Raw genomic sequence first — 19,202 nt, forward strand, 5'->3', positions numbered from 1 at the left:
TAGAAATTTTTATAAAAAGGCTCTTTTTTAGTGTTTAAAATGACGAATTCCTGTGAATACCATCGATACTTTATTGTCGTTGCAGTAATTGATGCTTAATTCATCTTTGATGGATCCTCCTGGTTGAATTACAGCTGTTATACCTGCATGATTAGCAATTTCTACACAATCTGGGAATGGGAAAAATGCATCACTTGCCATAACTGCTCCAGTTAAATCAAATTCAAATGATTTTGCTTTCTCAATTGCCTGACGTAAGGCATCAACTCTTGAAGTTTGTCCTGTTCCAGAAGCGCACAATTGCTTGTTTTTTGCTAAAACGATGGTGTTAGATTTAGTGTGTTTACAAATTTTTGATGCAAATAATAAATCTTCAATTTCTTCTTGAGACGGAGATGTATTAGTAACTGTTTTTAAATGTGATTCATTATCAGTTACTAAGTCTTTATCTTGAACTAAAACACCATTAAGGCAAGTTCTAACTGAAGTTTTAGAAACTTCAGTTTCTTTTAGGACTAAAATAATTCTGTTTTTCTTTTCTTCTAATAAATCTAATGCTGTTGTGTCATAACTTGGCGCAATTACAACTTCGCAGAATAATTTGTTTATTTCTTCGGCAGTTGCTAAATCAATGTTTCCGTTTGCAATTAAAACACCTCCAAAAGCTGAAGTTGGATCACCAGCCAAAGCTTCTAAGTATGCTTCGCGCATTGTTTTACGAGTTGCTATTCCACAAGCATTATTGTGTTTTAAGATAGCAAATGTTGGTTCATCATTTTTGAATTCACTCATTAAATTCACTGCAGCATCAACATCTAATAAATTGTTGTATGATAATTCTTTACCGTGAAGTTTAGTGAACATTTTGTCAAAGTCACCAAAGAAGAATCCTTTTTGGTGAGGATTTTCGCCATAGCGTAGCACATTTCCTTTAGTTTCGCTAATTTTTAAAACAGCTTCTTCATGATTTTTGTTGAAGTAATTAAAAATAGCCGAATCGTAGTGCGAAGAAACATTGAAAGCCTTAGTTGCAAAAACTTTTCTTTGTTCTAATGAAGTTTCACCATTTTGGTTTGTAATTATATCTAAAAATAAAGAATATTCATTCACTGAAGGAACAATAACAGTATCCTTGAAATTTTTTGCAGCAGCTCTAATTAAGGAAATTCCACCGATGTCAATTTTTTCAATAATATCAGTATCGCTTGCTCCCGATGCAACAGTTTTTTCAAAAGGATATAAATCAACAATTACAACATCAATTTGAGGAATCTCATATTCTCTCATTTGTTCAATGTCTAACTCGTTATCTTGACGATTCAAAATTCCGCCAAAAATTTTAGGATGTAACGTTTTTACTCTTCCTCCTAAAATTGAAGGGTATGAGGTAACATCTTCTACAGGAACTACTGGGATTCCAAGGTTTAGAATAAACTCTTCAGTTCCTCCTGTTGAATAAATAGTTGCGTTTTGTTGATGAAGTTGACGAACAATGGGTTCAAGGCCAGTTTTATCGAACACTGAAATTAGTGCCGATTTAATTGTTTTTGTAGTATTCATTGTGTTGTTGTAATTTGTACTGCAAAAATAGTTTTTTTTAATCTGAATTGAAGATAGATTCTTTTAAAATTTTGTAACAAAAATCAGTATTTTTATACTAAACAGTATAGAAAATAGATGAACAATGATAATATACGTTAGATTATTAAAAGAAAGTTTTGGATTCGCACTTAATGCATTGCGAAATAATAAGCTTAGAACTTTATTGTCATTGTTAGGAGTTACCGTAGGGATATTTTCTATAATTGCTGTGCTTGCTGCTGTTGATTCTTTGGACAGAAAAATAAAAAAGGATTTAAGTACTCTCGATAAAAATACAGTCTATCTACTTAAATTTTCTTTTGGACCAACTGATGTTCCTCAATGGAAAAGAGAACAGTTCCCTAACGTCACTTATGAAGAATATGAATATTTAAAACGTTCTGTAAATGATGTTGAAGCCATGGCTTACATGCTTTTTACTAAAAGAGAAAATGTAAAGTATGAAGGGGTAACGGTAAGTTCTATAAGTGTAATGCCTACTACGTATGAGTTTGAAAATATTCAAAAATTAGGTTTTAAAGAAGGACGTTTTTTTAATGAGTCTGAGTCAAATTCTGGAGCTCCTTTGATAGTTTTAGGTCATGATGTGGCTAAAAACCTTTTTGATGGTTTAGATCCTATTGGGAAAAAAGTAAGGTTGTATGGGCAACGATTTACTGTAATTGGAGTGCTTAAAAAAGTGGGTGCAGGAATTTTTGGCGAAGATGATGATACAACAGTGTATTTGCCAGTTAATTTTGTGAGAAGATTGTATGGAGATAATAATGAAACGTTAACTCCGTCTATGTTTATCAAACCTGTGGAAGGTGTTGATATGGATGCTTTTAAAGGGGAATTAAGTACTAAGCTTAGAAATTTTAGAGGATTAAAAGTAGGAGAGATTGACAATTTTTTTATCAACGTACTTTCTGGATTTACAGATATTCTTGATGGACTTATTACTCAGATGAATATAATTGGATGGATTATTGCTGGTTTCTCTTTGTTGGTAGGAGGTTTTGGCATTGCTAATATTATGTTTGTTTCGGTAAAGGAACGTACTAATTTAATTGGAATTCAAAAATCACTAGGAGCAAAAAATAGATTTATACTACTTCAGTTTTTATTTGAAGCGATCGTTTTATGTGTAATAGGTGGAATTATTGGACTTATCCTAGTTTGGATTATTGCTTTGGTACTTACCAATGTACTTGATTTTGAATTTGTGTTAAGTTTCTGGAATATAGTTTTAGGAACTGTTTTAGCTGCTTTCATAGGGCTGTTAGCGGGAATTATTCCAGCTATATCGGCTTCTAAATTAGATCCGGTGGAAGCTATTCGCAGTGGGATGTAAAAAATATATTATAGTGAATAAAAAAGCCCGAGAATTTCTCGGGCTTTTTGTTTTATCTAACGTCTTGATTTAAAATTAAATCAAGGTATAAGTTGATTTTATCTTTAAGTTCTTTACGTGGAGTTATAAAGTCTAAGAAACCATGTTCTAATACGAATTCAGATGTTTGGAATCCTTCTGGTAAATCTTTTCCAGTAGTATCTTTTACAACACGTGGACCAGCAAAACCAATCAAAGCCCCAGGTTCTGCAATATTAATATCTCCTAGCATAGCATATGAAGCAGTAGTTCCTCCAGTTGTTGGATCAGTACATAAAGAGATGTAAGGAATTTTTGCTTCTGCTAATTGCGCTAGTTTAGCTGATGTTTTAGCTAACTGCATTAATGAATATGCAGCTTCCATCATACGAGCTCCACCCGATTTAGAAATCATAACGAATGGAATATTGTTTTTGATTGAATAATCAATACCACGAGCGATTTTTTCTCCTACAACAGCTCCCATAGAACCACCAATAAAAGCGAAATCCATACAACAAACCACTAAATCTTTCCCTTTAGATTTTCCAACAGCAGTACGTACAGCGTCTTTTAACTTGGTTTTGCTCATTGCATCTACTAAACGATCAGAGTATTTTTTAGTATCTGAAAAGTTTAATGGATCTTTTGAAGTAATGTTAGGATCTAATTCTGTGAATTCATTGTTGTCGAATAAAATTTTGAAATACTCTGCACTTCCAATTCTTACGTGAAATTCATCTTCTGGACTCACCCAAAGATTTCTTTCCAATTCATCAGAATCTACAATTTTACCAGTAGGAGATTTGTACCATAATCCTTTAGGTACATCCATTTTATCTTCAGTAGGAGTTGTAATCCCTTTTTCTTTTCTTTTAAACCAAGCCATAATTTTACAGTTATGAGTTAAAAGTTATAAGTTATGAGTTACAAGGTTGAACTTATAATTCATAATTTATAACTCATAATTAAAGTGTATTAATGTTATTTAAATCGGCAAAAGCCTGTTCTAATCTTTTGTTGAAAGTTACTTCACCTTCACGAACCCATTTTCTAGGGTCATAGTGTTTTTTGTTTGGAGAATCAGCACCATCTGGGCTACCAATTTGAGTTTTTAAATAATCAATTTTAGAAGTCATGTAGTCTCTAATGCCTTCGGTGAATGCGAATTGTAAATCAGTATCAATGTTCATTTTGATTACACCGTATGAAATTGCTTCTCTGATTTCCTCAAGTGTAGAACCTGAACCGCCATGGAATACGAAATCTACAGGGTTGTTACCTGTATTATATTTGTTTTGAACAAAATCTTGAGAGTTCTTAAGGATTTTTGGAGTTAATTTTACATTTCCAGGTTTGTAAACTCCATGTACGTTACCAAAAGCAGCTGCAATTGTAAAACGAGGGGAAATTTTCATTAACTCTTCATATGCGTAAGCCACTTCTTCTGGTTGTGTATATAATTTTGAACTATCTACATCACTGTTGTCAACACCATCTTCTTCACCACCAGTAATTCCTAATTCTATTTCTAAAGTCATACCCATTTTACTCATACGAGCCAAGTATTCTTTACAGATATGAATGTTTTCTTCGATAGGTTCCTCAGACAAATCAATCATGTGTGAAGAGTATAATGGTTTGCCAGTTTCGGCAAAATGTTTTTCAGAAGCATCTAACAAGCCATCAATCCAAGGCAATAAATTTTTAGCACAGTGGTCTGTATGTAAAATAACAGTTGCTCCATAAGCTTCTGCCAATGTATGTATGTGTTTTGCTCCAGCAATAGCTCCTAAAATAGCCGATTTTTGTCCTTCGTTAGACAGGCCTTTACCAGCATTAAATTGTGCTCCTCCATTAGAGAATTGAATTATTACAGGTGCTTTTAGTTTTGCAGCAGTTTCAAGAACTCCGTTTATTGTACTTGAACCTACAACGTTTACTGCAGGTAAAGCAAAACCTTTTTCTTTTGCGTAATTAAAAATTTCTTGAACTTGATCACCAGTAGCAACTCCTGGTTTTATATTGTGTGCCATGTATTTATTTTTTTAGATTGACAAAATTACAAATTTACTTTATTAGAAAGGATAGTTTATACCAATATTTAAAACTGACTTATCAAAACGCATTTCTTTAAACCATTTTTGACTTTCTGATTGGGCAGGGTTATAGGTTTTAAAACCTAAATCTAATCGGATCAAAAAGAAATTAAAATCATATCTAAAACCAATTCCAGACCCTAATGCTAAACTTTCAAGAGATTTCAAACCACTAAAAATTTTTGTTTCTTCTGTTTCGCTATCAGAAACATTCCAGATATTTCCGCAATCTGCAAAAAGCGCTCCGTTTAGATCTCCAAAAAAGTTGAATCTATACTCGGCGTTTAATGCTATTTTCATATTAGCTTCATTAAAGTCATTTAGTCCTCCAGAACTGCCTGGTCCTAAGCTATATGATTCCCAAGCTCTGTTGTCATTTGTTCCGCCTGCAAAATAGCTTCGAGAAAAGGGTATAGATGTAGAGTTTCCGTATGGAATTGCAATACCAAAAAAACTTCTAAACGCAATTATTTTGTTATTTTTTAAGTCCCAGTGTTTTATGAATTCAAATTCAGATTTTATGTATTGTGAATATTGCAGACCAAAGATTTCTTTTGTACCATCTGGATTTTCCTTTTGTTTGGTCACGCCTGATAATAGTGAAAGAAAATTTCCTGCGGATTCTACTTTACCTCTAAAACTATAAAATTGTCTGTCCAAGAAATCGGTTTTTGAATCTCTGTAATAAGAAAGGTTTGATGCGAAAATTAAGTTGTTTTCGGTAAGACGATCTTTTCTTTCTTTAATTCCTTGTATTGTTCTATAATCGGAACCAAGAGGGTCTAGTGTTGGAAATTGATTGTTTAATGCGCTGTACATAAATCCATCAGCACCACCAGCTTCTTTTGTTAAATTTCCAAATTCATCGTAGAACAAAGGTATTGTGTTATAAATATGTGCTAATTCGTTTAGTCTGGTGTATGATGAGTTATAAACATTAAAGTAATTTTCTACATTAACATTTTTTACATATTGTACATTGATTAAATCAAATTTAAAATTTGTATTCTTTTTAGGAGTCCAACTGTAATTTATTATGGAGGTGAAGTTTTCTTTATCAAGTCCTATGTTTTGTTGTCTTGCAAAACCAGCACTTATATAGCTGGTTGGAAACATTCTTTTTGGGATAATTCTTGTAGTTTTAAAAGGAAGAAATAGTCTTGGGAATGATAAACGTAAATCGGCACCTATTTCTGTTACATTAAAAAAGCTATCCTCTGGATTTGAGAATTGTTTTGATGAACCAATATTACCACGTAATCCTATTTCTAATATTTCTGCTCCTCTAAATATGTTTCTCATTGATACAGATGTACTACCAGAGATCCCAAATTGCTGAATGTTCGAATGTGTAAAATCTGCATTAGCTTTAAAGCTAAATTTGTCTTTAGATTTTAAAAAGATGTTCACTTTTAACTTACCAATAGAATCTTCTTTATACTCTATGTTTGGATAGTAAAAAATATTCAAATTACTTAATGATCGTAAGGTTAATGATTTTGCTTCTTCACTATATAAACTGTCTTTTTGAATAAATACTGCACTTGTGATAGCTCTTGGTCTGTATCGAAGTTTGCTGTTACTGTAAATATTGTATCTTCGGGTTATTGCACTATCAGCAAATGTCTTTTGGTTTTTAGCTTCTTTCTCGATAGTGTAAATGTTTACTTCACTGATTCGGTATATTTGATGAGGTTTCTTTTTAATTGAATCACCTTCTTTTACTTCTCTATCATAAATATTAATTCTTACAGGAGCTTTTTTAGTTGTTGTGTCAATTACAAAATCAATGTTTTCTTGTTGAAAATAATAAACACCATGATTTTTAAAATATGATGTTAAACGGGCACGTTCAGTATCAAAATTTAAAGTTTTGTATTGCTCACCAGCCTTTATTAATGACTTGCTTTGTGTGAGTTGGTAAAGTGAATCAATAGCTGGTGTTTCTATATTTCTTGAAACAGTGTCTAAAAATGTAGGTTCCCCTGTAGTTACTTTATAATCTACTTCACTAAAGCGATTTTTGTAATTTACTTTATATTGTGTTTTAGTATTAAAATAACCTTCATTAAAATGGTAAGCTTTTAGCTGTTTGATAGATCTTTTTATTTTGGCAGTGTCTAATACTACTGGAGGTTCTCCAGTTTTTTTTAGAAAAGTATGAATGCCTGAATACCAAAATGATTTTCCTAAACGATCGACCTGTTTTTTTGATAACCATTTTGACTGATGATAATATTTTTTAGGATTATTAATGTATTTAGCTTTAAAAAGTGAGTCTGTGTTCTCTTTTGCTAAATTGTATAAGTGTAATCTTAGTTTAAAACCTAAAATTGATGAGTTGGGTTGTTGAACAATTAATGATGTTAAGTTCTCATCATTTATATTTTTGCCATTAATCTCTAACTTGTTTTTAGTTAAAAGAGATTTATTAGTAGGGACTTTTTTTACAACATTACATGCCGAAATAAGTGCCACAATTATGATAAATATTGATATTTTTGTAGAGAAATTATTCAAAGAATCAGAAATTTATTTCAAAAATACACTTTTTTATGGTTAGTAAAAACCAAATAAAACTTATAACGAGTTTAGTTCAAAAAAAATATAGAAAACAACACGGTTTATTTATTGCTGAAGGAGTAAAGGTAATTGATGAGTTATTACATTCTAATTTTGAATTGGATCATATTTTTATGACTAAACCAATTTTTTTTGATGTTGATGAGAAAAAGAAAACCATAGTTACAGATTCTGAATTGAAAAAAATATCAGCGCTAACTACTTCAAATGATAGTCTTGCAATTTTTAAAATTCCAAAGGATAAAAAGATAATCAAAGAAGGATTAATTGTCGCCCTTGATGATATTAGAGATCCTGGAAACCTTGGTACAATAATTCGACTTTGCGATTGGTTTGGAATTGAGCAGTTAATATGCTCAGAACAAACAGTCGATTTGTATAATCCAAAAGTAGTGCAAGCTACAATGGGCTCAATATCTAGAGTGAATGTAAGTTATGTTAATCTAAAAGTGACTCTAGAAGAACTAAACTTACCAATTTACGGGACATTTATGGATGGCGAAAATATCTATAAGAACAATCTCAAGCAAAGTGCTGTGATTGTATTGGGAAATGAAGCTAATGGAATCTCATCTGAAATTGAAAAAATTGCAACTCACAAAATTTCTATTCCAAGATTTGGTAATCTTCAAGTAACTGAAAGCTTAAATGTTGCAACAGCTACTGCAATTGTATTAAGTGAATTTAAGCGAGGAACTTAACTCTTAGTGGAAGGCAAAATTAAGAAACACTCCACGAGTTGACATTGAAGCTACATTTCCTGTCCAAGGACTGTTAGGATCTGCATCAGGGATTAACTCATTTTTCATTCCAAATACACCTCTTATCGAAGGAGAAAATTTGAAGTATTCAAAATATAAATCGATACCAACACCCATTTCATAGTTGCTAGTATTTTTAAGCATTCTAAACCTATCTGCAGAGTTGTCATCTGGTGAATCTGCATTACTAGTTAGGTTTAAAGAAGTTGAAACACCACCTATTAAATAAGGTTTAATATTTCCAAGTCGCTTAGCTGAAAACTTAAGTAATAAAGGAAAATGGATATAAGTTGATTTTACTTCCCTTAAGGCGTCAACAGGATCTGATATGTTTTGAAAATGTAGATTTCTCTGTCCATAATATAGTCCTGGTTCAAAACGTAAATCGAAATGTTCAGTCAATCTTAAATTTGAAATTAAACCAACGTTAAATCCCATTTGACTATCAACTATAATGTCTTTGTCGTCGTATTTTTTGTCAATTTTAAAATCGTAGTTATTAAAGCCTAAATAAAAACCAAAATGAATACGTTGTTTGTCAAAGTTTTCAAGGTTTATAATAGGTTTTCTGGCAAACATACTTTTGCTAAATACCTGTGCATTAGTTATTGTCGAGGCGATTAAAAAAACTAGGATGAAGAGTCTTTTGCTCATTTTGTTATTTTTTTGTTGCACTATAAATGGTTGCCACACCAAATGTTTGCGGAAGGTGTTTTACATCTATAAACCCAATTTTTTCTAAAATATTGTTTAAGGCTTTGCCATATGGGAAAATTGATGCAGAATCAGATAAATATTTGTATGCAACTTTGTCTTTTGAGAACATTTTTCCAATAAGTGGAAGTATGTATTTTGTGTAAAAGCTATAGCCTTGTTTGAAAGGGAATTTTTCAGGGACAGAAGTTTCTAAAATAACAAATATACCATTTGGCTTTAATACTCTTACTATTTCAGATAAGCCTAATTCAAGATTTTCAAAGTTTCTAATTCCAAAAGCTACTGTTATGGCATCAAATGAATTGTCTTCAAAAGGAATTTTCTCAGAATCGCCTAAAACCATTTCTATTCTATCAGATAGGTTTTTTTGATCAATTTTTTGTTTTCCTACTTCAAGCATTCCTGCTGAAATATCTAGGCCAACTATTTTTTGGGCAGTTGTGTTTGATAATAAGATTGCTAAATCTCCAGTTCCTGTAGCTATATCTAATATAGTAGAAGGGTTTTTAGCCGAAACCATTTTTAAAATCTTTTTACGCCACTTTACATCAACTCCAAATGAAATTACTCGATTCAGATTGTCGTAATTGTCTGATATATTATCAAACATTTTTGCTACCTGTTCTTTCTTTCCTAAGCCGGAATTTTTGTATGGTTTTGTGCTAATTGACATAAAAATAATTTCAGCAAATATAGAATTTAATTTTGAAACCCTGAAAAACAGGTATCTGGTCGATGTTTATATTATGTTTATCGTTTTTTCTAACTGAAAACGGGTATTTTTTAAAATACTAAGTGTTTGGTATTGTGGCAATTAAAATAAAGTGTTAAATTTATCTTCTAATTACGTCGAAAATGAGTTTTATTACTTAGTGGTGTATTTAAGGTAAAATAATTGACACGATTGTTTTATAAACGCAATCGAAAGCGATTATTAGTATCGTTTTTTTAAAAGTGTCACAAACGTTCTTTGGGTTAAATTTGTTTTTGGAAATTTTAGTTTTGTTGCGTTACTTTAGTGGTATTTGGTAATGCGGCGTTAGAGATTCTAATATCCGTTTTTTATTGGCCATTATAGGTTTGGTTGAACAGTAGAAAACAAAATTAGATTGCTATTACACCTAAACGACAGTATTAGAGAAAAACACTTCGTAATGAAGTGTTTTTTTTTTGCTATTTTTTTATTTTTTGATACGTTTCAAAAGAGAAGGTATGTTTGTGCTTTTCATCTTTGTCGTGAAACTCTGAAGACAATAATTTCCATTCTGAAGAATTTATTTCTGGGAAAAAAGTATCTGCGTCAAAATTTTCATGTACACGCGTAAGTTCAATACAATCTGCAATAGAGATACTTTGCTTGTAAATTTCTCCTCCACCTATGATGAAAATAGTTTCATTTTTAGGACATACTTCAATTGCTTTCTCTAGATTGTTTACAGCTATGCATCCTTCAGGAGCTTTGTAATCTTTACTACGAGTAATGATTATATGTGTTCTGTTGGGAAGAGGTTTTGGGAACGATTCAAATGTTTTTCGTCCCATTATTATGTAATGACCTGTTGTGTGTGATTTAAATCTTTTAAAGTCATCGGGTAAATGCCAAAGTAAATCATTGTTTTTGCCAAGTTCATTATTTTCACCAGCTGCCGCTATTACTGTAATCATTATGCTTCTTTTTGATCTAAATCTTTTTGCAATTGCTCTATTTTGCGTTCTTGTTTTGCAATTAGTTTGTCTATTTGTGTTCGCTCCCAGTTTTTGTTCATAAAACTATCGGTTATAAACACACGTATGAAGTGTAGTATAAAAATAAAACTCCAAATAGTAATTGCCCATAGAAACCAATGTGATTCAGGAAAAACTCCAAGAAGTTTGTTTGCTATTACAAAGAATATACTTCCTAAAACAAAAAGAACAAAATGATAATACAAGCGTTTTTTTTGCTTTAAACGCAAACGTGCATATTCGTATAGTTCGTGTTGATTTATATCCATAAGGTTTAGTTTACGGATTAAATATAATAAATTATCTTATATCAAAAGATACTGGCATATGATGTTTTACTCTTACAGGTATTCCTCTTTGATATCCTGGTTTGATAAAAGTATATTTTTTAAGTAATGACGTGATTTGATCAGTTGTTATAGAGTCTAATTTTTTTAGTATTCTGACATCAGTTATTTTGCCGTCAATGTCTACTACAAATTCAAGATCCATGTTTCCAACCAAGACCATTTCATTACTATTTAAATTTATCATATTCTTAATTATATAGTTTTTGAAATGAACTTCTCCTTTTGTAAATAACGGAGGAGTTTCAATTTCTTTGTAAATCGTAACTTTATTTTCTTTATCTCTTCTACTACCGCTAACAAGTTTGCCGTTTTCGTATAGCTCAGTGCACCAGTTATTTTCAGTTGAATATTTCCAAATGCCAGTTTTTAAACCATTCAAATAAGTACCAGAGTTTTTATAATATTTATTTTCATAGTTATAATTACCATTACCCTCAATTACTGTCTGAACATTATCTGTATCCCAAGCACTAATAATCTTAAGATTAAGTATTTTTTTTGAAGCTAAGTTGGAGATAGTAAATTCTTCGGTAAAGTGTTTGTTTTTATTCTTATAATAGGTTGTTCTGAATCCTTTTAGTTTTTTTTTATTTATGGTAGTTTCAGAAATTAGACTGCCTTCTTTTGAAATCCTGCTTAAAATGATTATACTGTCATTTTCTTTAATCGCAGGTGATTTTGGATGTTCTACATATTCTTCTTGAGCAAAGAAGTGTGATGTGGCAAAGATAAATGCCAATATGAGTAATTTTTTCATTATATTTTTATTTCGAATTAAACCGCTACAATTCCTTTAATATGTGGATGCGGATCGTAATCAACTAAGGTGAAATCTTCAAAGGTAAATTCGAAGATGTTTTTCACTTCAGGGTTCAAAATCATTTTAGGTAATGGTCTTGGTTCACGGCTTAGTTGTAATTCTAATTGTTCAAAATGATTGTTGTAGATATGAGCATCGCCAAAAGTATGAATGAATTCTCCTGGTTGTAAATCACAAACTTGTGCGATCATTAGTGTGAATAATGCATATGACGCAATGTTGAATGGAACTCCTAAAAAGATATCAGCACTACGTTGGTATAATTGACAAGATAATTTTCCATCAGCTACATAAAACTGAAAAAAAGCATGACAAGGAGGTAAAGCAGCTTTCCCGTTTGAAACGTTCTCCGCAAATGATTTAGAAGTATCTGGTAAAACTGAAGGATTCCAAGCCGAAACTAACATTCTGCGACTATTTGGATTTGTTTTTAGTGTTTCAATCAATTCTGCGATTTGATCTATTTCTTCACTGTTCCAGTTGCGCCATTGATGGCCGTAAACAGGTCCTAAATCTCCATTTTCATCTGCCCAATCATCCCAAATGCGTACGCCATTTTCTTTTAAATAAGCAATATTGGTTTCTCCTTTCAAGAACCATAACAACTCATGAATAATAGATTTAAGATGCAGTTTTTTTGTGGTTACCATGGGGAAACCTTCACTTAAATCAAAACGCATTTGATAACCAAAAACACTTTTGGTTCCCGTTCCTGTTCTGTCTCCTTTTTGATTACCGTTTTCTAAAACGTGCTTAACTAAATCTAAATACTGCTTCATTATGATTCTCTTTTCGAAATTTCGTCTCTTATTTTTGCTGCTTTTTCATAATCTTCATCCTGAACGGCTTGTTCGAGCATTTCGTGTAATTCAGACAAGCTATAAGTTGAGTAAGAACTTTTAGGTTCGTCACTGTCTTCAAGTCCAAAAGTTTCTGGTGTTGAAAGAATATCGTCTAGATTTTCTAGATTTTCGGTTTCAGGATTTACTTTAAGGTAAATGCCTGCTTTGTCTAAAATATTTTTGTAAGTAAAAATAGGCGCGTTGAAACGAAGTGCTAATGCAATAGCATCTGATGTTCTTGCATCTATAATTTCTTCAATTTTATCGCGCTCACAAATCATGCTTGAATAAAAAACACCATCAACCAATTTGTGGATAATCACTTGTTTGATGACTATGTCAAATCGCTCAGCAAAATTTTTGAACAAATCATGTGTTAATGGGCGAGGAGGTTTAATTTCTTTTTCTAAAGCGATCGCGATTGATTGTGCTTCGAATGCGCCAATAACAATTGGTAATTTTCTGTCACCATCAACCTCGTTTAAAATTAATGCATAAGCGCCATTTTGTGTTTGACTGTATGATATGCCTTTGATGGATAATTTTACTAAACTCATTGAGGTTTTGATTGTGTTTTTTAGACTGCAAAAATGCAATATCGTTTATCATATAGCCCTGATAATAGTAAAAATACTTTTTGTTTATTTGTCTAAACAAAAAGATTGTAACGAATAGCAGGAACATTCTATGCAAAGTAACAAAAAACTTTCGCTTCTTAAAAATAAAAAAGAGCCACAGAATGTGACTCTTTTCAACATAGTTTTCAATACTATGATTATGAATTTTGAGCTTTAAAAGCTTTTAATTTTTCGATTAAAGCTGGTACTACTTGAAAAGCATCACCAACAACACCATAATCAGCTACTTTAAAGAAAGGAGCTTCTGGGTCAGAATTGATGGCTACTTTTACTTTAGAAGAGTTAACTCCGGCAATATGCTGAATCGCTCCAGAGATACCAATGGCAATATATAAATTAGTTGCAACTGGCTTTCCCGTTTGTCCTACGTGCTCGCTGTGAGGTCTCCATCCTAAGTCAGATACTGGTTTAGAACAAGCCGTTGCAGCGCCTAAAACTGCTGCTAATTCTTCGATCATTCCCCAGTTTTCTGGACCTTTTAATCCACGTCCTCCAGAAACTACTACGTCTGCATCCGCGATTGTAACTTTTCCTGAACCTTTTTCTACTGATTGTACTTTTACGCCAAAATCTGCATCAGAAATTGATGGAGCAAAATCTTCAGCAGCAGCTGCTCCATTAGATTCTACTAATCCAAAACTGTTTTTTCCAATAGATAACACTTTAATATCTGTAGTGATTTCAGTAATGTTGAATGCTTTGTTAGAAAAAGCATTTCTTTTTACTTGGAAAGGAGATGTGCTTAATGGTAAGGCCACTACGTTTGAAGCATAACCTGCATTTAAGTTAACAGCAACAAGTGGTGCAGTATATAAGCTATCTGTGGTAGATGATAAAATAACGATTTTAGCACTTTCTTTTTCAGCTGCTTGTTTAATTGCATCTGCATAAGCTTTAGCGGTGAAGTTTGCTAATTTATCGTTAGTTATTTTTAATACCTTGTCTACTCCGTATTTTCCTAATTCTGAAACATCACCAGCATTGATTGTTAAAGCGGTAACTGTTGTGCCTGTAGATTCGGCTATTTTTTTTGCGTAAGAAGCTAATTCAAAAGCTACTTTTTTGAATTTTCCTTCAGCTGATTCTGCGTATATTAAAATTGACATAATTTCTATTGTTTTGAATGTTGAATTTTAAATGTCTAAATCATTTAAAATTTAAAATTAGATAACCTTAGCTTCGTTGTGTAATAAGTTGATTAATTCATCTAAATTATCAGGACTTACTAGTTTTACTGCTGATTTTGGAGCTGGTTTTTCAAACTTAACTGCTTTTGTAGCAACATCTGCGCCAACTGGTTCTAAAACTTGTAAAGCTTTTGTTCTAGCTGTCATGATGCCACGCATATTAGGGATGCGTAAATCTTTTTCTTCAACCAATCCTTTTTGACCACCAACAATTAATGGTAAAGTTGTAGAAACAGTTTCTTTACCACCGTCAATTTCACGAACAGCAGTTGCATTGTTTCCTTCTACTTTTAAATCGATGCAAGAGTTCACAAAGTTTGATCCTAAAATACCAGCAATCATTCCTGGAACCATTCCTCCGTTATAGTCTAATGACTCTTTTCCAGCAATTACTAAATCGTAACCACCAGTTTTAATAACTTCTGCTAGTTGCTTAGCTACAAATAAACCATCAGTTGGATTTGCATTCACACGAATTGCTTCGTTTGCTCCAATTGCTAATGCTTTTCTTAATGTTGGTTCAGTGTCAGGTCCTCCTACATTTACAACGGTTACGTTTGCACCTTGTTGTTCTTGAAACCAAATTGCTCTAGTTAGTCCAAACTCATCATTAGGATTAATTACATATTGTACTCCATTGGTGTCAAATTCAGAATCACCATTGGTAAAATTAATTTTTGAAGTAGTATCAGGCACATGGCTGATGCAAACTAATATTTTCATTGTCTAATAAATTGGTTTTTACAAAATTGAATCACAAATTTAGGTAAAAAAACCGAATTATAGTATGCGTGCATAATATTTTTTTCAAAAACTATTTCGTTTTCGAAAATTATATTCGATTTTAATCGAGTTAGTTGATTTAAAAATGCTTTAAATGATTTAAAATTTTTATTTTTGCGTTTCAATTTTACAGAGATACATATATAATATGAGAACTATACAGTTTAGAGAAGCGGTTTGTGAAGCGATGAGCGAAGAAATGCGTCGTGACGAATCGGTATATTTAATGGGTGAAGAAGTAGCAGAATACAACGGAGCTTATAAAGCTTCTAAAGGAATGTTAGATGAATTTGGACCAAAACGTGTTATCGATACTCCAATTGCAGAGTTAGGTTTTGCTGGAATTGCGGTTGGTTCAGCTATGAATGGATGTCGTCCTATTGTTGAATTTATGACTTTCAACTTCTCGTTAGTTGGTATTGACCAAATTATAAATAACGCTGCAAAAATGCGTCAAATGTCTGCTGGACAATTCCCAATGCCAATGGTATTTCGTGGTCCAACAGCTTCTGCAGGACAGTTAGGTGCTACGCACTCACAAGCATTCGAGAACTGGTTTGCAAATACTCCTGGATTGAAAGTAGTTGTTCCTTCAACTCCTTATGATGCTAAAGGTTTATTGAAAGCGGCTATTCGTGATAATGATCCAGTTATCTTCATGGAATCTGAGCAAATGTATGGTGATAAAGGTGAAGTGCCTGATGGAGAATATATAATTTCACTTGGTGTTGCTGATATTAAAAGAGAAGGTAAAGATGTTACTATCGTTTCTTTTGGTAAAATCATTAAAGAAGCTTTGACTGCTGCTGAAGAATTAGCAAAAGAAGGAATTTCTTGTGAGGTAATCGACTTGAGAACTGTTCGTCCTATGGATTATGACTGTATTATTAATTCGGTTAAAAAAACAAATAGATTAGTAGTTCTTGAAGAAGCTTGGCCGTTTGCTTCAGTTGCTTCAGAAATTACATATATGGTTCAGGAAAGAGCATTTGATTATTTAGATGCGCCAATTCAAAGAATCACAACTGCAGATGCGCCTGCGCCTTATTCTCCAACATTGTTGAAAGAATGGTTGCCAAACGCTCAGGATGTAATTAAAGCAGTTAAAAAAGTAATGTATAAGTAATTGATACTTACTAATTATTTTTAAATTCTATAATTAAGTATATTTGAAACTTCATCTTTTTTGATGAAGTTTTTTTTTCATGACAGTTTTGTTGTTTGTGGAATAAAAATTGCTCCATTTTAAATGCCAAATAATTTTTTATGAAACATTTTTTTGCCTTAATAAGTTTGTTTTTTGTGACTTTATCATTTTCACAAACAAAGGTTAGCGGTTTGGTCTATGATGATTTAGGAGGGACTGTTCCTTATGCAAATGTTTGTTTTAAAGGTACTCGAGAGTGTGTTACTACAGACGAGAATGGTAAATTCTATATTCAGTCTGATAATAATCATTCAGTTTTGGTGGTTTCTTATGTAGGGTTTCAAACTACAGAGGTAAAACTTACCAAAGCTGTAAACTATAACATGAAAATAGTTTTTGGTGGAGCTAATTTACTTGAAGAAGTAAAAATTTATGCCGGGAAAACTTCGAAGAAAAATAATCCAGCACTTGATATTCTGAGAAAAATTTGGGAGAAAAAGCGTAAAAACGGGTTATATATGTTCAATCAATATGCCATGAAAAAGTATGAAAAAGTAGAGTTTGACATGAATTCTATTGATTCGGCTTTTATGAAAAATAGATTGTTCAAAGGAATGGAGTTTATTTTTGATCAAGTAGACACTTCAAGAATTACTGGAAAAACATACTTGCCAATTTTCATTAACGAATCTTTGTACGATGTCTATGGTGATAATACAAATGGTAAAAAGAAAGAAATACTAAAGGCGAATAAAAATTCAGGATTAGGTAATGGAAATGGGGTTGATACATTTATTAAAGATTTGTATTCTGATTATGATATCTATAACAACTACCTAAATTTCTTTGATAAAAATTTCGTGAGTCCTCTGTCTAGAACAGGAATTAATACTTATAATTATGTTTTGGCAGATAGTGCATACATTGATAAAAAATGGTGTTATAATATTGTGTATTATCCAAGACGTAAAAATGAGTTGACGTTTAAAGGGGATTTTTGGGTAAATGATTCAACATTTGCTATCAAAAAAATTAATATGGCAGCTTCAAAAAGTGCTAATATTAACTGGGTAAAAGATATATATATTGAGCAAGAGTTTGATGTTTTAAATGATTCTGTTTTTCTGTTAAAACGTGATTATATGATGTCTGATTTTGCTCTTAATAAAAAAGAATCTTCAAAAGGGGTTTATGGTAAGCGCACAACCATTTTCAATGATCATAAGTTTAATGAGCCTAAAGAAGATAAGTTTTACAGAGAAAGCATTAATGATTTTGATCCTAATATCTATAATAAAACCGAGGCATATTGGGACGAAAACCGAATGGAAAACCTAAGTAAAGATGAGCTTGGAGTTTATAAAATGTTGGACACGCTTAAAACTGTAAAAAAATTCAAGCAACTATATAATTTAACAACTATACTTGCTAGCGGATACATACAGAAAGGATTTATTGATTATGGGCCAATTTTCTCCATTTTTGGTTACAATGATGTTGAAGGGCAACGTTTACGTTTTGGAGGACGAACCTATTTTGGATCAAACGATTTATGGAGACTTCAAGCCTATACAGCTTATGGATTTAAAGACAACAAATTTAAATACGGAGTTTCAGGAAAAGTTATGGTCGATAAAAAGAACAGAATTATACTTACTCTTGGAAACCGTCGCGATGTAGAACAAATAGGGGTGAGTTTAACAACTTCAAATGATGTACTTGGTCGAAGTTTTGCCTCATCTTCATTCTTTGCAAGTGGAGACAATAGTAAGTTAACCAATGTTAATTTGACAACTTTTCAGGCGGAAATGGAGCCATTAAAAAACTTTGTCATTCAGGCAGGAGTTTCTTATCGTACACTTGAATCGGCTTCGCCAACCTTTAGCTTAAGCTATTTTCAAGACGGAGTTGTAAAATCAGCACTGCAACAATATGAACTTACATTGGGAGTTGATTATACACCAGGAAGAAAAACAGTAGGCTACGGGGTAGAAAGACTTTTAGTCGACAACAATCATGCTCGTGTTTATGTTAATTTTAGTCAAGGGGTAAAAGGAATTTTTGGAAGTGATTTTGATTATCAAAAACTACAGTTATACTATCGTCAACCAATATTCTTGGCTGGTATGGGAAGATTGTTTACAACTTTCGAAGTAGGAAAAACTTTTGGAACCGTACCACTAGGATTGATGGCTGTTGTGCCAGGTAACCAGTCGTATTTCGTAATAGATAATACTTATAATTTGATGAACTACTATGAATTTATCACAGATCAGTATACATCATTACATCTAGAACATCATTTTAATGGAAGATTCTTCTCTAGAATCCCTTTCCTTAAAAAATTAAATTGGCGAGAAATTGTTGGGGTAAAAGCCGTTTATGGTAGTGTTTCAGACGAAAACAAGGCGATGAATGCTTCAAATATAACTTATAGAGCACCAGTTGATGGGTATTGGGAATACAATGCAGGTGTGGGTAATATCTTCAAATGTTTTAGATTAGATTTTTGTTGGCGAGGAAGTTATCTCAACCTTCCCGATGCTAATAAATTTGGTATAAAAGGATCATTTGGTTTTTATTTCTAGGAGCTTTTT

17 protein-coding genes are annotated in these 19,202 nt (G+C 32.2%); 4 read left to right on the forward strand and 13 right to left on the reverse strand.

Translation table 11 applies throughout. The features are described from left to right. Nucleotides 1–27 precede the first annotated feature (27 nt). A complete protein-coding gene (gene purH / locus LJY17_RS13880; RefSeq protein ID WP_264544411.1) occupies nucleotides 28–1,560 on the reverse strand; it encodes a bifunctional phosphoribosylaminoimidazolecarboxamide formyltransferase/IMP cyclohydrolase in 1,533 nt (510 codons plus the stop codon). A gap of 124 nt (nucleotides 1,561–1,684) precedes the next feature. On the opposite strand from purH, the gene LJY17_RS13885 reads away from it, so the two are divergent. Continuing rightward, nucleotides 1,685–2,935, forward strand: coding sequence for an ABC transporter permease (locus LJY17_RS13885; protein WP_264544412.1), 1,251 nt, complete (start codon nucleotides 1,685–1,687; stop codon nucleotides 2,933–2,935). 52 nt (nucleotides 2,936–2,987) lie between these two features. On the opposite strand, the gene accD is transcribed toward LJY17_RS13885, so the two are convergent. The 3 genes from accD to LJY17_RS13900 all read right to left on the reverse strand — a co-directional run bounded on the left by accD (nucleotide 2,988) and on the right by LJY17_RS13900 (nucleotide 7,572). Continuing rightward, on the reverse strand, nucleotides 2,988–3,842 hold the full coding sequence (gene accD, locus LJY17_RS13890; RefSeq protein WP_264544413.1) for an acetyl-CoA carboxylase, carboxyltransferase subunit beta: 855 nt from the start codon (nucleotides 3,840–3,842) through the stop codon (nucleotides 2,988–2,990). Nucleotides 3,843–3,921: 79 nt separating this feature from the next. Further along, entirely contained in the window at nucleotides 3,922–4,989 is a 1,068-nt protein-coding gene (gene fbaA / locus LJY17_RS13895) for a class II fructose-bisphosphate aldolase (protein WP_264544414.1), read from the reverse strand. 42 nt (nucleotides 4,990–5,031) lie between these two features. Next, nucleotides 5,032–7,572: a BamA/TamA family outer membrane protein gene (locus tag LJY17_RS13900; RefSeq protein WP_264544415.1), complete on the reverse strand. Its 2,541-nt coding sequence runs from the start codon at nucleotides 7,570–7,572 to the stop codon at nucleotides 5,032–5,034. A 35-nt stretch (nucleotides 7,573–7,607) separates the two neighbouring features. Here LJY17_RS13900 and LJY17_RS13905 point away from each other — a divergent pair, with 35 nt between their 5' ends. After that, complete coding sequence (locus tag LJY17_RS13905) at nucleotides 7,608–8,336, forward strand: TrmH family RNA methyltransferase (protein WP_264544416.1); 729 nt, start codon at nucleotides 7,608–7,610, stop codon at nucleotides 8,334–8,336. Nucleotides 8,337–8,339: 3 nt separating this feature from the next. Here LJY17_RS13905 and LJY17_RS13910 read toward each other — a convergent pair whose 3' ends face one another. The 9 genes from LJY17_RS13910 to LJY17_RS13950 all read right to left on the reverse strand — a co-directional run bounded on the left by LJY17_RS13910 (nucleotide 8,340) and on the right by LJY17_RS13950 (nucleotide 15,398). Beyond that, entirely contained in the window at nucleotides 8,340–9,050 is a 711-nt protein-coding gene (locus tag LJY17_RS13910; RefSeq protein ID WP_264544417.1) for a porin family protein, read from the reverse strand. A gap of 4 nt (nucleotides 9,051–9,054) precedes the next feature. After that, nucleotides 9,055–9,786, reverse strand: coding sequence for a bifunctional demethylmenaquinone methyltransferase/2-methoxy-6-polyprenyl-1,4-benzoquinol methylase UbiE (ubiE, locus tag LJY17_RS13915; protein ID WP_264544418.1), 732 nt, complete (start codon nucleotides 9,784–9,786; stop codon nucleotides 9,055–9,057). Nucleotides 9,787–10,286: 500 nt separating this feature from the next. After that, the gene (locus tag LJY17_RS13920) at nucleotides 10,287–10,778 is read right to left on the reverse strand and encodes a dihydrofolate reductase (RefSeq protein ID WP_264544419.1); all 492 of its coding nucleotides are present in this window, start codon (nucleotides 10,776–10,778) and stop codon (nucleotides 10,287–10,289) included. Beyond that, nucleotides 10,778–11,107, reverse strand: a complete 330-nt coding sequence (locus tag LJY17_RS13925; RefSeq protein WP_264544420.1) for a 2TM domain-containing protein — start codon at nucleotides 11,105–11,107, stop codon at nucleotides 10,778–10,780. Before LJY17_RS13925 ends, LJY17_RS13920 begins: the two co-directional genes overlap by 1 nt. A 31-nt stretch (nucleotides 11,108–11,138) precedes the next feature. After that, nucleotides 11,139–11,945, reverse strand: coding sequence for an energy transducer TonB (locus tag LJY17_RS13930; protein ID WP_264544421.1), 807 nt, complete (start codon nucleotides 11,943–11,945; stop codon nucleotides 11,139–11,141). Nucleotides 11,946–11,962: 17 nt separating this feature from the next. Next, entirely contained in the window at nucleotides 11,963–12,787 is an 825-nt protein-coding gene (locus tag LJY17_RS13935) for a thymidylate synthase (protein ID WP_264544422.1), read from the reverse strand. Next, nucleotides 12,787–13,407 carry a bifunctional nuclease family protein gene (locus LJY17_RS13940; protein WP_264544423.1) on the reverse strand — a complete coding sequence of 207 codons (621 nt, stop codon included), beginning with the start codon at nucleotides 13,405–13,407 and terminating at the stop codon, nucleotides 12,787–12,789. Before LJY17_RS13940 ends, LJY17_RS13935 begins: the two co-directional genes overlap by 1 nt. Before the next feature lie 218 nt (nucleotides 13,408–13,625). Further along, nucleotides 13,626–14,594, reverse strand: a complete 969-nt coding sequence (locus LJY17_RS13945) for an electron transfer flavoprotein subunit alpha/FixB family protein (RefSeq protein WP_264544424.1) — start codon at nucleotides 14,592–14,594, stop codon at nucleotides 13,626–13,628. 57 nt (nucleotides 14,595–14,651) lie between these two features. Continuing rightward, nucleotides 14,652–15,398: an electron transfer flavoprotein subunit beta/FixA family protein gene (locus LJY17_RS13950; RefSeq protein ID WP_264544425.1), complete on the reverse strand. Its 747-nt coding sequence runs from the start codon at nucleotides 15,396–15,398 to the stop codon at nucleotides 14,652–14,654. A 208-nt stretch (nucleotides 15,399–15,606) separates the two neighbouring features. On the opposite strand from LJY17_RS13950, the gene LJY17_RS13955 reads away from it, so the two are divergent. Beyond that, on the forward strand, nucleotides 15,607–16,584 hold the full coding sequence (locus LJY17_RS13955) for a pyruvate dehydrogenase complex E1 component subunit beta (protein ID WP_264544426.1): 978 nt from the start codon (nucleotides 15,607–15,609) through the stop codon (nucleotides 16,582–16,584). A 140-nt stretch (nucleotides 16,585–16,724) separates the two neighbouring features. Continuing rightward, entirely contained in the window at nucleotides 16,725–19,193 is a 2,469-nt protein-coding gene (locus LJY17_RS13960) for a DUF5686 and carboxypeptidase regulatory-like domain-containing protein (protein ID WP_264544427.1), read from the forward strand. The last annotated feature ends 9 nt before the right edge of the window (nucleotides 19,194–19,202 follow it).

Source organism: Flavobacterium hankyongi (genome assembly GCF_036840915.1).
Classification (GTDB): domain Bacteria; phylum Bacteroidota; class Bacteroidia; order Flavobacteriales; family Flavobacteriaceae; genus Flavobacterium; species Flavobacterium hankyongi.